Origin of the sequence: Enterobacter sp. AG326 (genome assembly GCF_004362415.1) — a bacterium.
Taxonomy (GTDB): domain Bacteria; phylum Pseudomonadota; class Gammaproteobacteria; order Enterobacterales; family Enterobacteriaceae; genus Enterobacter; species Enterobacter asburiae.
In genome coordinates, this window is sequence record NZ_SNXG01000005.1 from 239,897 (window position 1) to 252,750 (window position 12,854).

Sequence of the window (12,854 nt, forward strand, 5' to 3'; positions counted from 1 at the left end):
AAAATTTCGTTCTGACTGGCTTGACGTGTTTACTATAAAGACAATAGTTAATACAAGGGCTATAAGCTCTTCCTGAATAACGACAAATATCGCCGAATTCGGCTCTCTCTGGGGTCGCGTTGATGATGATAAATAAAATCAGTGGTCGCCATGCTGCTTCTGGCCTGGTGGGAATTTCAGCCTGCCTGTTTTTTTGTAATACAGCGTCTGCCTGGCAACAGGAATATATCGTTTCAGACGCCCAAAATAATACGGCGGAACGCTATACATGGGACGCGGATCACCAACCGCGTTATGAGGATATTCTTGCTGAGCGTATTCAGTCTTCGCAAAACGCGCCGGGTCTTGCCCTGAATATACCGTCTGGCAGCACGACGGAGGGGGCGATGAGCGTGGGCTGGAATTTTCCTGTTTCAGCGCGTATCACCACCGGTCCGGTAGTGGCGTGGCGGTACGACGGCACGGCTCCCATGATGATCAACGAGTTTGGTGATAGCGCGTCGACGCAGGCACTCACCGACCCGCTCTGGCATGCCAGCGTCAGCACGCTGGGGTGGCGCGTGAATACCCAGTACGGCGATCTCCGTCCGTGGGCGCAGATTAGCTATAACCAGCAGTTTGGTGAAAACCAGTGGAAATCGCAGTTTGGCATGCCGCAAACGCCAGCCCCTGCCCAAAACGGTAGCTGGATGGACGTCACCGTGGGAACGGATATTCCTTTTAATACGCACGTGGCGGCCTATGCGTCGTTGGCTCAGGGGGAACACACCACCACCGGTGAGGAGTTTTTATACACCCTCGGCGTTAGCGCAAATTTCTAGAGTTGTTACTTTTTTAAACGTTACGATAACATCTCGAATACAACAACCACGGGCTTTACAGCGATAGCGGGCACTAACACGCTGTCGCTTTATTCCCGGGCCAGGCCATTCATTCCCGATTCCAGGCATTTCATTCCGTTCCGCCTGCATTTCATGCCGTTTTACCCCAGGCGTATTAAGGTTTTGTTTATCGTTGTCCTCAGCGAACTTCCTTAATTTCTCTTGCAGGACAACTGCCATGAACACATCAACTTATAACCGCACGCGCTGGCTTACGCTCTTTGGCACCATCGTCACCCAGTTTGCGCTGGGGTCGGTCTATACCTGGAGCCTGTTTAACAGTGCGCTTTCCGACAAACTCGGCGCACCGGTCAGCCAGGTTGCGTTCTCCTTTGGTCTGCTGAGCCTGGGTCTGGCGATTTCGTCTTCCGTCGCGGGCAAGCTGCAGGAGCGTTTTGGCGTGAAGCGTGTGACCATGGCGTCCGGCATTCTGCTGGGGTTGGGCTTTTTCCTGACGGCGCATTCCAGCAACCTGATGATGCTGTGGCTGAGCGCCGGCGTGCTGGTGGGGCTGGCGGATGGCGCAGGTTACCTGCTGACCCTGTCAAACTGCGTGAAGTGGTTCCCGGAGCGTAAAGGCTTAATCTCCGCGTTCGCCATCGGCTCTTATGGCCTGGGCAGCCTCGGGTTCAAATTTATCGACTCCCATCTGCTGGCGTCCGTTGGCCTCGAAAACACCTTTATGATCTGGGGCGCAATCGTGCTGGTGATGATTCTGTTCGGCGCCACGCTGATGACCGATGCGCCGCAGCAGGAGGTCAAATCCGTTAACGGCGTGGTGGAGAACGACTTCACCCTCGCGCAGTCCATGCGTAAGCCACAGTACTGGATGCTGGCGGTGATGTTCCTGACGGCCTGCATGAGCGGTCTGTATGTCATCGGTGTGGCGAAGGATATCGCGCAGGGGATGGTGAAGCTGGATGCGGCTACGGCGGCGAATGCGGTGACGGTCATCTCCATTGCTAACCTCTCCGGTCGTCTGGTGCTCGGTATTCTGTCAGACAAAATCGCCCGCATCCGTGTGATTACGATTGGGCAGGTGGTTTCGCTGGTCGGTATGGCGGCGCTGCTGTTCGCTCCGCTGAATGAAGCTACCTTCTTCGCGGCGATTGCCTGCGTGGCCTTTAACTTCGGCGGCACCATTACCGTCTTCCCGTCGCTGGTGAGCGAGTTCTTTGGCCTCAACAATCTGGCGAAAAACTACGGCGTGATCTATCTGGGCTTCGGGATCGGCAGTATCTGCGGCTCGCTGATTGCTTCCCTGTTCGGCGGGTTCTACGTGACCTTCTGCGTCATATTTGCCCTGCTGATTATCTCGCTGGCGCTCTCGACCACGATTCGCCAGCCGCAGCGCGAAGTATTCAAAGAAGCGCACGCGTAAGCTGTATGAAAGAGGCCTCTGTGGCCTCTTTTTTCTATATGCGAGGTGCTTTCCGTCTCGATAATTTGTAAAAATTTACACCGATCACACTCTCTGCTGCCACTTTTCTCTCCCGCTGTGGTCTACTTATCGCGCTTGTAGACGTTTCTAATAACGCTTCCTTACGCATTTACTTACTCTGTCCGCTTTCTCTTTGAGATTCGTCGGGTTTTTATACCCCTTCCCCCAGGGTTGTTTGCATGAAATACATTAGGTCTCTTACCCAGCAAAGATTGTGTCTGATGCTGGCTGTCTATATCGGATTATTTCTGAATGGCGCGGTACTGTTCAGAAGAGTGGAAGGTTATTTTGAAAACCTTACCGTAAGTAATAGTATTTTTGCCGCAATTGAAGTATTCGGCTCCGTCCTCGCCACCTTCTTCCTCTTACGCCTGCTTTCTCTTTTTGGCCGACGTACCTGGCAAATTTTGGCCTCGCTGGTGGTGATTATTTCCGCCGCCGCAAGCTATTACATGACCTTTATGAACGTGGTCATTGGGTACGGTATCGTTGCCTCGGTGATGACCACGGATATCGATCTCTCGAAAGAGGTGGTAGGGAAAGGCTTTATCGTCTGGACGGTTTTAACCTGTCTGATACCGCTGTTCTTTATCTGGAACAATACGTGCCGCTATACGCTGCTTCGCCAGCTGCGCACGCGTGGACAGCGGATCCGCAATATCGTGGTTGTCCTGCTGGCAGGCTTGCTGGTATGGGCGCCTATCCGCCTGATGGAAACGCAGCAAAAACGCGTCGAAAAAGCGACGGGCGTGGATATGCCAAGCTACGGCGGCGTGGTGGCAAACTCCTATTTGCCGTCCAACTGGCTGTCAGCATTAGGTCTGTATGCCTGGGCGCAGGCGGATGAATCCAGTGATGTGAAGTCTCTGATCAATCCACTGAAAAAATTCACCTACCAGCCGCCAGCCGACGGGATTGATGATACGTACGTCGTCTTTGTCATCGGTGAAACGACGCGCTGGGATCATATGGGCATTCTCGGCTATAACCGGGACACCACGCCAAAGCTGGCGCAGGAAAAGAACCTGGTGGCCTACCGTGGCTACTCCTGCGATACCGCAACCAAGCTATCGCTGCGCTGCATGTTTGTGCGTGAAGGCGGTGCAAGCGATAACCCGCAACGCACGCTGAAAGAGCAGAACGTGTTTGCCGTGCTGAAGCAGCTTGGGTTTAGCTCAGACCTGTTCGCGATGCAAAGTGAGATGTGGTTCTACACCAACACGCTGGCAGATAACATTGCGTACCGTGAGCAGATTGGCGCCGAACCGCGTAACCGCGGTAAAAACGTCGACGACATGCTGCTGCTGGAAGAGATGTCGCAGTCCCTCAAGAACCATCCGCAGGGCAAGCATCTGGTTATTCTGCATACCAAAGGGTCGCATTACAGCTATTACCAGCGCTACACGCGTGATTTCGCGAAGTGGCAGCCTGAGTGCGTGGGCATTAATAAAGACTGCAGCAAGCAGGAGCTGATCAACGCCTACGACAACTCGGTGCTGTACGTGGATACCTTCCTGAGCCGGGTCATTGACCAGCTGCGCGATAAAAAAGCGATTGTAATTTACGCGGCAGATCACGGTGAATCCATCAACGAGAAAGAGCACCTGCACGGTACGCCGCGCAAGCTGGCACCGCCAGAGCAGTTCCGCGTGCCGATGATCATGTGGATGTCGGATAAGTATCTTGAAAATCCGGAGAAGGCGAAGATGTTTGCTCAGCTGAAAAAAGAGGCGGATATGAAGGTGCCGCGTCGTCACGTTGAGCTGTACGACACCATTATGGGTTGTCTCGGCTATACCTCACCGAATGGCGGGATTAACGAAAACAACAACTGGTGTAAACTCCCTGATAACAGCGTAAAAGCCGCGCAGTAGCTGCTCTGGCGAGAATATCGCCAGTTGAATAGCTTTTTGAAAATAAGGGATTGACGGGGGCGCACCTCAGCAGTAAGATGCGCTCCGCATTCGGCGAGTAGCGCAGCTTGGTAGCGCAACTGGTTTGGGACCAGTGGGTCGGAGGTTCGAATCCTCTCTCGCCGACCACATTCTGAAAAGGGCTAACCGCAAGGTTAGCCCTTTTTGCATTATGATCTTATCCCGCCAGAGTATCCAAAACGCCCCTTAGGCCTGCTTCTCCCTGCCTGTTAACGATTTTGTGACATAATCCATTGTATTTTTTTATATATAGATTGATCTTTTTTCGCGTTGCTTATGGATAACCTCAGCATTTTTCGCTGTGCGTTTTAACGTTCGCGGTATTTAGTGCTCAGATAATCACCATTCTGCAAGAAAATTTACCCATTCTGAATAAAAGTTAATCACTGATTGTTGATAAATATGAAGAGAATTGTGCTGCAAGATAGCGAGTAGCATAAATTTCCCTGCTGAAAACTGGCATGCATAGTTTTTTTAATCTTTGTTTGCGGTTTCTCACACTCAGCGTAAATCCCCGTCACCTGTATTGACGTTTTCACATTCTGTTGACAGATTGTAGGGCATGAGGGGCATTTCAGGGACGATCTGCGCTGCAACTCAAACGCTCTTCTGAAAGGATTCTCCATCCCTTTAAAGCCTTCGGGCATCACCGACCGGACCGGGTAAAAAATAAATAAAGGTCTGGCGGCGTAACACAACAAAGCAAAACATCACATTGGAGCAGAATAATGAGTATTTCCTTGAAGAAGTCAGGGATGCTGAAGCTTGGTCTGAGCCTGGTGGCTATGACCGTGGCAGCAAGCGTACAGGCAAAAACCCTGGTTTACTGTTCTGAAGGCTCGCCGGAAGGCTTTAACCCACAGCTCTTTACCTCTGGTACGACTTACGACGCAAGCTCTGTACCGATCTATAACCGTCTGGTTGAATTCAAAACCGGTACCACGGAAGTGATTCCGGGTCTGGCCGAGAAGTGGGACGTCAGCGAAGACGGCAAAACCTATACCTTCCACCTGCGCCAGGGCGTGAAGTGGCAGGACAGCAAAGAATTCAAACCAACGCGCGACTTTAACGCCGACGACGTTGTGTTCTCCTTCGACCGTCAGAAAAACGCGCAGAACCCGTACCACAAAGTGTCTGGCGGCAGCTATGAATACTTTGAAGGGATGGGCCTGCCTGACCTGATTGCTGAAGTGAAAAAAGTGGACGATAAAACGGTTCAGTTCGTGCTGACGCGTCCGGAAGCGCCATTCCTGGCTGACCTGGCCATGGACTTCGCCTCAATTCTGTCCAAAGAGTATGCGGACAACATGCTGAAAGCCGGTACGCCGGAAAAAGTTGACCTGAACCCAATCGGTACCGGTCCATTCCAGCTGCTGCAGTACCAGAAAGACTCCCGCATTCTGTATAAAGCGTTCGAAGGCTATTGGGGCACCAAGCCGAAGATCGACCGTCTGGTCTTCTCCATCACGCCTGATGCGTCAGTGCGTTATGCAAAACTGCAGAAAAACGAATGCCAGGTAATGCCGTACCCGAACCCGGCTGATATCGCCCGCATGAAGCAGGACAAGAACATCAACCTGCTGGAGCAGGCTGGCCTGAACGTGGGCTATCTCTCCTTCAACACCGAGAAGAAACCGTTTGATGACGTGAAAGTGCGTCAGGCGCTGACCTACGCGGTGAACAAAGAAGCGATCATCAAGGCGGTTTACCAGGGCGCAGGCGTTGCTGCCAAAAACCTGATCCCACCAACCATGTGGGGCTATAACGACGACGTTAAAGACTACACCTACGATCCTGAGAAAGCGAAAGCGCTGCTGAAAGAAGCGGGCCAGGATAAAGGCTTTACCGTTGAGCTGTGGGCGATGCCAGTACAGCGTCCTTACAACCCGAACGCACGCCGTATGGCGGAAATGGTTCAGGCTGACTGGGCTAAGGTTGGCGTTCAGGCCAAGATTGTGACCTACGAGTGGGGCGAGTACCTGAAGCGCGCCAAAGCGGGTGAGCACCAGGCGGTAATGATGGGCTGGACCGGTGACAACGGGGATCCGGACAACTTCTTCGCCACCCTGTTCAGCTGCGCGGCGGCGAAAGACGGTTCTAACTACTCTCGCTGGTGCTACAAGCCGTTTGAAGACCTGATCCAGCCGGCGCGTGCGACCGACGATCACAACAAACGTATTGAACTGTACAAGCAGGCTCAGGTTGTTATGCACGATCAGGCTCCGGCGCTGATTGTTGCTCACTCCACCGTGTACGAGCCAGTGCGCAAAGAAGTGAAAGGCTACGTGGTTGATCCACTGGGCAAACACCACTTCGAAAACGTATCTGTTGAATAATAAGTAGGGTGTTCTCCCTCTCCCTCCGGGAGAGGGCAGGGGTGAGGGGCGTGCATGCATCCCCTCACCCTAACCTTCTCCCGCTGGGAGAGGGAATTTACATTTGTGAGCAATACAGACGTCACGCCACTGGTCGTGCGTCATCAGAGAGAATCCGGGTTATGTTGCAGTTCATCCTCCGACGTCTGGGACTTGTTATCCCTACGTTTATCGGTATCACCCTTCTCACTTTTGCCTTCGTCCATATGATCCCCGGCGACCCGGTAATGATTATGGCGGGCGAGCGTGGTATTTCCCCTGAGCGCCATGCACAGCTGCTGGCGGAACTCGGTCTCGATAAGCCGATGTGGCAGCAGTACCTCCACTATATCTGGGGCGTATTGCACGGTGATTTAGGGATTTCGCTGAAAAGCCGTCTTCCGGTGTGGGACGAGTTCGTGCCGCGTTTTAAAGCGACGCTGGAGCTTGGCGTCTGCGCCATGATTTTCGCCACTGCGGTGGGTATTCCTGTCGGGGTACTGGCTGCCGTCAAGCGTGGCTCTATTTTTGACCACACCGCCGTGGGCCTGGCGCTGACCGGCTACTCCATGCCTATCTTCTGGTGGGGCATGATGCTGATCATGCTGGTATCGGTACAGCTTAACCTGACACCGGTCTCCGGGCGCGTCAGTGATATGGTCTTCCTGGATGACTCCAACCCGCTCACCGGCTTTATGCTGATTGATACGGCTATCTGGGGCGAAGAGGGTAACTTCATTGATGCCGTGGCGCACATGATCCTGCCTGCCATGGTGCTGGGCACCATTCCTCTGGCGGTGATCGTGCGAATGACCCGTTCATCGATGCTGGAAGTACTGGGTGAGGATTATATCCGCACCGCGCGCGCCAAGGGCCTGACGCGTATGCGCGTCATCATCGTTCACGCGCTGCGTAATGCCATGCTGCCGGTGGTGACCGTTATCGGCCTCCAGGTGGGGACGTTGCTGGCGGGGGCGATCCTGACCGAAACCATCTTCTCCTGGCCGGGCCTTGGACGCTGGCTGATTGACGCGCTGCAACGCCGTGACTATCCGGTTGTGCAGGGCGGTGTACTGCTGGTCGCGACGATGATTATCCTCGTCAACCTGCTGGTCGATTTGCTGTACGGCGTGGTGAACCCGCGTATTCGTCATAAGAAGTAAGGGACCATCATGTCACAAGTCACTCAAAATAAAGTGGTCGCTGCACCGGTTCCTATGACGCCGCTGCAGGAATTCTGGCACTACTTCAAGCGCAATAAAGGCGCGGTGGTAGGGCTGGTGTATGTCGTAATCATGATCCTGATTGCGGTGTTTGCGAACTTCCTCGCACCGTATAACCCGGCGGACCAGTTCCGCGATGCGCTGCTCGCGCCGCCTGCGTGGCAGGACGGCGGTAGCCTGACGCACCTGCTGGGTACTGATGACGTGGGTCGCGATGTGCTGTCGCGTCTGATGTACGGCGCGCGCCTGTCGCTGCTGGTCGGCTGTCTCGTTGTTGTGCTGTCGCTGATCATGGGCGTTGTACTCGGCCTGGTTGCCGGTTACTTCGGCGGCATCGTTGATAATATCATCATGCGTATCGTCGATATCATGCTGGCGCTGCCAAGCCTGCTGCTGGCGCTGGTGCTGGTGGCGATCTTCGGCCCGTCGATAGGCAATGCCGCGCTGGCATTGACCTTCGTGGCGCTCCCTCACTACGTGCGTTTAACCCGTGCGGCGGTGCTGGTGGAAGTGAACCGCGATTACGTCACCGCGTCTCGCGTGGCGGGTGCCGGTGCGATGCGCCAGATGTTCGTCAATATTTTCCCTAACTGCCTTGCGCCGCTGATTGTTCAGGCGTCGCTCGGTTTCTCTAACGCCATTCTTGATATGGCCGCTCTTGGCTTCCTGGGCATGGGTGCGCAGCCGCCAACACCGGAGTGGGGCACCATGCTCTCCGACGTGTTGCAGTTCGCACAAAGCGCCTGGTGGGTTGTCACCTTCCCGGGTCTGGCAATCCTGCTGACGGTGCTGGCATTTAACCTGATGGGTGATGGCCTGCGTGATGCGCTTGATCCCAAACTGAAGCAGTAAGAGGCACGAGATGGCGTTATTAAATGTAGATAAATTATCGGTGCACTTCGGTGACGAAGGCACCCCGTTTCGCGCCGTGGACCGCATCAGCTACAGCGTAAATCAGGGCGAAGTGGTTGGCATTGTCGGGGAGTCCGGTTCCGGTAAGTCAGTGAGCTCGCTGGCGATCATGGGGCTGATTGATTACCCGGGCCGCGTGATGGCGGAAAACCTGCAGTTTAACGGTCAGGACCTGAAGCGCATTTCTGAAAAACAGCGCCGCCAGCTGGTGGGCGCCGAAGTGGCGATGATTTTCCAGGATCCCATGACCAGCCTGAACCCCTGCTACACCGTTGGTTTCCAGATTATGGAAGCGATTAAGGTGCATCAGGGCGGGAATAAGAAAACCCGTCGTCAGCGCGCGATCGATCTGCTGAACCAGGTGGGTATTCCGGACCCGGCATCGCGTCTGGACGTTTACCCGCATCAGCTCTCAGGTGGGATGAGCCAGCGCGTGATGATCGCGATGGCGATTGCCTGTCGACCAAAACTGCTGATTGCGGATGAACCGACGACGGCGCTGGATGTGACCATTCAGGCGCAAATCATCGAGCTGCTGCTGGAGCTGCAGCAGAAAGAGAATATGGCGCTGGTGCTGATTACGCACGATCTGGCGCTGGTGGCCGAAGCCGCGCACAAAATCATCGTGATGTATGCCGGCCAGGTGGTCGAGACCGGGAATTCACACGATATATTCCGCGCGCCGCGTCACCCGTATACCCAGGCGCTTTTACGCGCGCTGCCGGAGTTTGCCCAGGACAAAGCGCGTCTGGCGTCGCTGCCGGGTGTGGTACCGGGTAAATATGACCGTCCCCAGGGCTGTCTGCTCAATCCGCGCTGCCCGTATGCGACGGACAAATGCCGGGCAGAAGAGCCAGAGCTTAACCAGCTTGCTGACGGTCGTCAGTCGAAATGCCACTACCCACTCGATGATGCCGGGAGGCCAACACTATGAGTACGCAACAGGCCACCACGCAACAGCCGCTGTTGCAGGCCATCGATCTGAAAAAATACTACCCGGTGAAGAAGGGGCTGTTTGCCCCTGAACGCCTGGTGAAAGCGCTGGACGGCGTCTCTTTTAACCTCGAACGCGGCAAAACGCTGGCGGTGGTGGGGGAGTCAGGCTGCGGTAAATCCACGCTGGGCCGTCTGCTGACGATGATTGAAGTGCCGACCGGCGGGGAGCTCTACTATCAGGGGCAGGATCTGCTCAAGCACGATCCGCAGGCGCAGAAGTTGCGTCGCCAGAAAATCCAGATTGTGTTCCAGAACCCCTATGGTTCTTTGAACCCGCGTAAAAAAGTCGGGCAGATTCTGGAAGAGCCGCTGCTGATCAACAGTAATCTGAGCAAAGAGCAGCGCCGTGAAAAAGCGCTGGCGATGATGGCGAAGGTCGGCCTCAAAACCGAGCATTACGATCGCTATCCGCACATGTTCTCCGGCGGCCAGCGTCAGCGTATCGCTATCGCGCGCGGGCTGATGCTCGATCCGGACGTGGTGATTGCCGATGAGCCGGTCTCCGCGCTCGACGTATCCGTGCGTGCGCAGGTGCTGAACCTGATGATGGATCTCCAGCAGGAGCTGGGGCTCTCTTACGTGTTCATCTCCCACGACCTGTCGGTGGTAGAGCATATTGCCGATGAAGTGATGGTGATGTACCTGGGGCGCTGCGTGGAGAAGGGGACTAAAGACCAGATCTTCAATAATCCTCGTCACCCGTATACCCAGGCGCTGCTGTCTGCGACGCCGCGTCTGAACCCTGACGATCGTCGTGAGCGTATTAAGCTGACGGGTGAACTGCCAAGTCCGCTGAATCCACCTCCGGGATGTGCATTCAACGCCCGCTGCAGTCGCCGCTTTGGTCCGTGCACCCAGCTCCAGCCGCAGCTGAAGGATTATGGCGGCCAGCTGGTTGCCTGCTTCGCGGTCGATCAGGATGAAAATGGCGAGAAGCCACAGGCATAACGAAAAAAACCGGCGCTAAGCCGGTTTTTTTATGTCTGCTTGATTATTTCCGCAGGCGAATCTGGTCGACGGCGTGCTTCTCGCTCTTGGTGAGGATCAGGCTCGCGCGCTCGCGCGTCGGCAGGATGTTCTCTTTGAGGTTGACGTAGTTGATTTCATTCCACAGTCCCGTGGCCACATTGATCGCTTCTTCTTCAGAAAGCTGAGCATAGTGGTGGAAATAGGAATCCGGGTCAGTGAACGCCCCTTCGCGGAACTTCAGGAAGCGGTTGATGTACCAGTTTTGCAGCAGGTCTTCCGGCGCATCGACATAAATAGAGAAATCGACGAAATCCGAGACGAATACGTGATGCGGGTCGTGAGGATAGTCCATCCCGCTTTGCAGCACGTTCAGACCTTCCAGAATCAGGATGTCCGGCTGGACCACGGTTTTATCCCCACCCGGGATGCGATCGTAGATCAGGTGCGAATAGACTGGCGCAGTCACGTGCGGCACGCCGGATTTCAGGTCAGAGACAAATTTCACCAGACGGTGCATATCATAAGAAAGCGGGAAGCCTTTCTTCTTCATCAGTCCGCGTTCTTTTAACACCTCGTTCGGGTGCAGGAAGCCGTCGGTAGTGATCAGCTCCACGCTGCGGTGTTCCGGCCAGCGGCTCAACAGCGCCTGCAGGACGCGCGCGGTGGTACTTTTACCCACGGCCACGCTGCCTGCGATACTAATGATATAAGGAATACGTTGACCGTTCGTCCCGAGAAATTGCTCCAGCACGGCCTGACGGCGCAGGTTCGAACTGATATAGAAGTTAAGCAAGCGAGAGAGGGGGAGATAAATTTCTGCCACCTCTTCCAGGGACAGATCTTCGTTTATCCCTTTTAACCGTGCGATTTCACCTTCCGTCAGCGTCATAGGGACGGAATCACGCAGGGCAGCCCACTGGCTGCGGTTAAAGTGAAGATAAGGCGTCATTAACGTTTGCTCTTTTTTGCTCATAAGCATGCTTCAGTGAGCCAGCATCACACTGCCGGATCATGGCTCATCACACAGTTAATTTTGGACAATGGGCAGGAGGTTAACACCAGATGACAGGAATAATAAGAAAAAAGATGGAAAGCGCTGCGTAACGCGGAAGCCGTCACGCTACGGTGAATACGGTGCAAATCACGCTGATATGTTGAATATTTGACCTCAAATGACTACTTTTACAGCGTCCGACACGCTCTTCGCATAAAATGTGAGCGAAAGAACGTTTTATGCAAATTTTTAGTTGCATGACCGCGCAGGTATCCATAGAATGCGCGCTACTTGATGCCGACTTAGCTCAGTAGGTAGAGCAACTGACTTGTAATCAGTAGGTCACCAGTTCGATTCCGGTAGTCGGCACCATCAAGTTCGGTGGGGTTCCCGAGCGGCCAAAGGGAGCAGACTGTAAATCTGCCGTCACAGACTTCGAAGGTTCGAATCCTTCCCCCACCACCACTTTCTGGCAGCGTAAATGCCGCCGGAGCTGGTTGGAAAAATTAGCCAGCTCAAACTGAAAAAGAGAGAAATCTCTTTTTTTGTTACAGAAAGAACTGGGTAGCCGAGTTTCAGGATGCGGGCATCGTATAATGGCTATTACCTCAGCCTTCCAAGCTGATGATGCGGGTTCGATTCCCGCTGCCCGCTCCAATACGTGCTGATATGGCTCAGTTGGTAGAGCGCACCCTTGGTAAGGGTGAGGTCCCCAGTTCGACTCTGGGTATCAGCACCACTTCACTTCTCCTTCCCGTTTCTCTCTGTTTCAATTTTACTGTATTCAACAATTCAGGCATTTCGCCTGGTTGATGTGGTGATATCACCGATTTATCCGTGTCTTAGAGGGACAATCGATGTCTAAAGAAAAGTTTGAACGTACAAAACCGCACGTTAACGTCGGTACTATCGGCCACGTTGACCATGGTAAAACAACGCTGACCGCTGCAATCACTACCGTTCTGGCAAAAACCTACGGTGGTTCTGCTCGCGCATTCGACCAGATCGATAACGCACCAGAAGAAAAAGCTCGTGGTATCACCATCAACACCTCTCACGTTGAGTACGACACCCCGACTCGCCACTACGCACACGTAGACTGCCCAGGCCACGCCGACTATGTTAAAAACATGATCACCGGTGCTGCGCA

General features: G+C 54.2%; 10 protein-coding genes and 5 tRNA genes. 14 read left to right on the forward strand and 1 reads right to left on the reverse strand.

Annotated features, from left to right (window positions below; genetic code table 11):
• The first annotated feature begins 122 nt into the window (after window positions 1-122).
• The 9 genes from DFO52_RS17100 to dppF all read left to right on the forward strand — a co-directional run bounded on the left by DFO52_RS17100 (window position 123) and on the right by dppF (window position 10,689).
• Window positions 123-821, forward strand: coding sequence for an autotransporter domain-containing protein (locus tag DFO52_RS17100; protein WP_029741571.1), 699 nt, complete (start codon window positions 123-125; stop codon window positions 819-821).
• Between the two features lie 238 nt (window positions 822-1,059).
• Entirely contained in the window at window positions 1,060-2,262 is a 1,203-nt protein-coding gene (locus tag DFO52_RS17110; RefSeq protein ID WP_033146995.1) for an MFS transporter, read from the forward strand.
• A gap of 239 nt (window positions 2,263-2,501) precedes the next feature.
• On the forward strand, window positions 2,502-4,196 hold the full coding sequence (eptB, locus tag DFO52_RS17115) for a kdo(2)-lipid A phosphoethanolamine 7''-transferase (protein WP_059347319.1): 1,695 nt from the start codon (window positions 2,502-2,504) through the stop codon (window positions 4,194-4,196).
• Between the two features lie 91 nt (window positions 4,197-4,287).
• Window positions 4,288-4,364, forward strand: a tRNA-Pro gene (locus tag DFO52_RS17120).
• 620 nt (window positions 4,365-4,984) lie between these two features.
• The gene (gene dppA / locus DFO52_RS17125; protein ID WP_029742038.1) at window positions 4,985-6,592 is read left to right on the forward strand and encodes a dipeptide ABC transporter periplasmic-binding protein DppA; all 1,608 of its coding nucleotides are present in this window, start codon (window positions 4,985-4,987) and stop codon (window positions 6,590-6,592) included.
• Window positions 6,593-6,753: 161 nt separating this feature from the next.
• Window positions 6,754-7,773 carry a dipeptide ABC transporter permease DppB gene (gene dppB, locus DFO52_RS17130; protein ID WP_023334097.1) on the forward strand — a complete coding sequence of 340 codons (1,020 nt, stop codon included), beginning with the start codon at window positions 6,754-6,756 and terminating at the stop codon, window positions 7,771-7,773.
• Window positions 7,774-7,782: 9 nt separating this feature from the next.
• Window positions 7,783-8,685, forward strand: a complete 903-nt coding sequence (gene dppC, locus DFO52_RS17135; RefSeq protein WP_029742039.1) for a dipeptide ABC transporter permease DppC — start codon at window positions 7,783-7,785, stop codon at window positions 8,683-8,685.
• 10 nt (window positions 8,686-8,695) lie between these two features.
• A complete protein-coding gene (gene dppD, locus DFO52_RS17140; protein WP_008502772.1) occupies window positions 8,696-9,679 on the forward strand; it encodes a dipeptide ABC transporter ATP-binding protein in 984 nt (327 codons plus the stop codon).
• On the forward strand, window positions 9,676-10,689 hold the full coding sequence (gene dppF, locus DFO52_RS17145) for a dipeptide ABC transporter ATP-binding subunit DppF (protein WP_023309965.1): 1,014 nt from the start codon (window positions 9,676-9,678) through the stop codon (window positions 10,687-10,689). The genes dppD and dppF overlap by 4 nt, the downstream gene beginning before the upstream one ends.
• A gap of 43 nt (window positions 10,690-10,732) precedes the next feature.
• Here the strand turns inward: dppF and coaA are convergent, their stop codons facing one another.
• Window positions 10,733-11,683 (reverse strand): type I pantothenate kinase, encoded by a 951-nt coding sequence (gene coaA, locus DFO52_RS17150; protein ID WP_021242480.1) that lies wholly within the window; start codon window positions 11,681-11,683, stop codon window positions 10,733-10,735.
• Window positions 11,684-12,000: 317 nt separating this feature from the next.
• Between coaA and DFO52_RS17155 the strand changes: the two genes are divergently transcribed.
• The 5 genes from DFO52_RS17155 to DFO52_RS17175 all read left to right on the forward strand — a co-directional run.
• Window positions 12,001-12,076 (forward strand) — tRNA-Thr (locus DFO52_RS17155).
• An 8-nt stretch (window positions 12,077-12,084) separates the two neighbouring features.
• Window positions 12,085-12,169, forward strand: a tRNA-Tyr gene (locus DFO52_RS17160).
• Window positions 12,170-12,286: 117 nt separating this feature from the next.
• Window positions 12,287-12,361: transfer RNA gene (locus DFO52_RS17165), tRNA-Gly, on the forward strand.
• A 6-nt stretch (window positions 12,362-12,367) separates the two neighbouring features.
• Window positions 12,368-12,443, forward strand: a tRNA-Thr gene (locus tag DFO52_RS17170).
• Window positions 12,444-12,561: 118 nt separating this feature from the next.
• A partial coding sequence (locus tag DFO52_RS17175; protein WP_038878821.1) for a GTP-binding protein occupies window positions 12,562-12,854 on the forward strand: 293 nt, incomplete at its 3' end.

What these genes read in the sequence shown, in the direction of transcription:
- DFO52_RS17100 (WP_029741571.1), top strand. Translation starts at nt 123, where the DNA reads ATGATGATAAATAAAATCAGTGGTCGCCATGCTGCTTCTGGCCTGGTG.
- DFO52_RS17110 (WP_033146995.1), top strand. Translation starts at nt 1,060, where the DNA reads ATGAACACATCAACTTATAACCGCACGCGCTGGCTTACGCTCTTTGGC.
- eptB (WP_059347319.1), top strand. Translation starts at nt 2,502, where the DNA reads ATGAAATACATTAGGTCTCTTACCCAGCAAAGATTGTGTCTGATGCTG.
- dppA (WP_029742038.1), top strand. Translation starts at nt 4,985, where the DNA reads ATGAGTATTTCCTTGAAGAAGTCAGGGATGCTGAAGCTTGGTCTGAGC.
- dppB (WP_023334097.1), top strand. Translation starts at nt 6,754, where the DNA reads ATGTTGCAGTTCATCCTCCGACGTCTGGGACTTGTTATCCCTACGTTT.
- dppC (WP_029742039.1), top strand. Translation starts at nt 7,783, where the DNA reads ATGTCACAAGTCACTCAAAATAAAGTGGTCGCTGCACCGGTTCCTATG.
- dppD (WP_008502772.1), top strand. Translation starts at nt 8,696, where the DNA reads ATGGCGTTATTAAATGTAGATAAATTATCGGTGCACTTCGGTGACGAA.
- dppF (WP_023309965.1), top strand. Translation starts at nt 9,676, where the DNA reads ATGAGTACGCAACAGGCCACCACGCAACAGCCGCTGTTGCAGGCCATC.
- coaA (WP_021242480.1), bottom strand. Translation starts at nt 11,683, where the DNA reads ATGAGCAAAAAAGAGCAAACGTTAATGACGCCTTATCTTCACTTTAAC.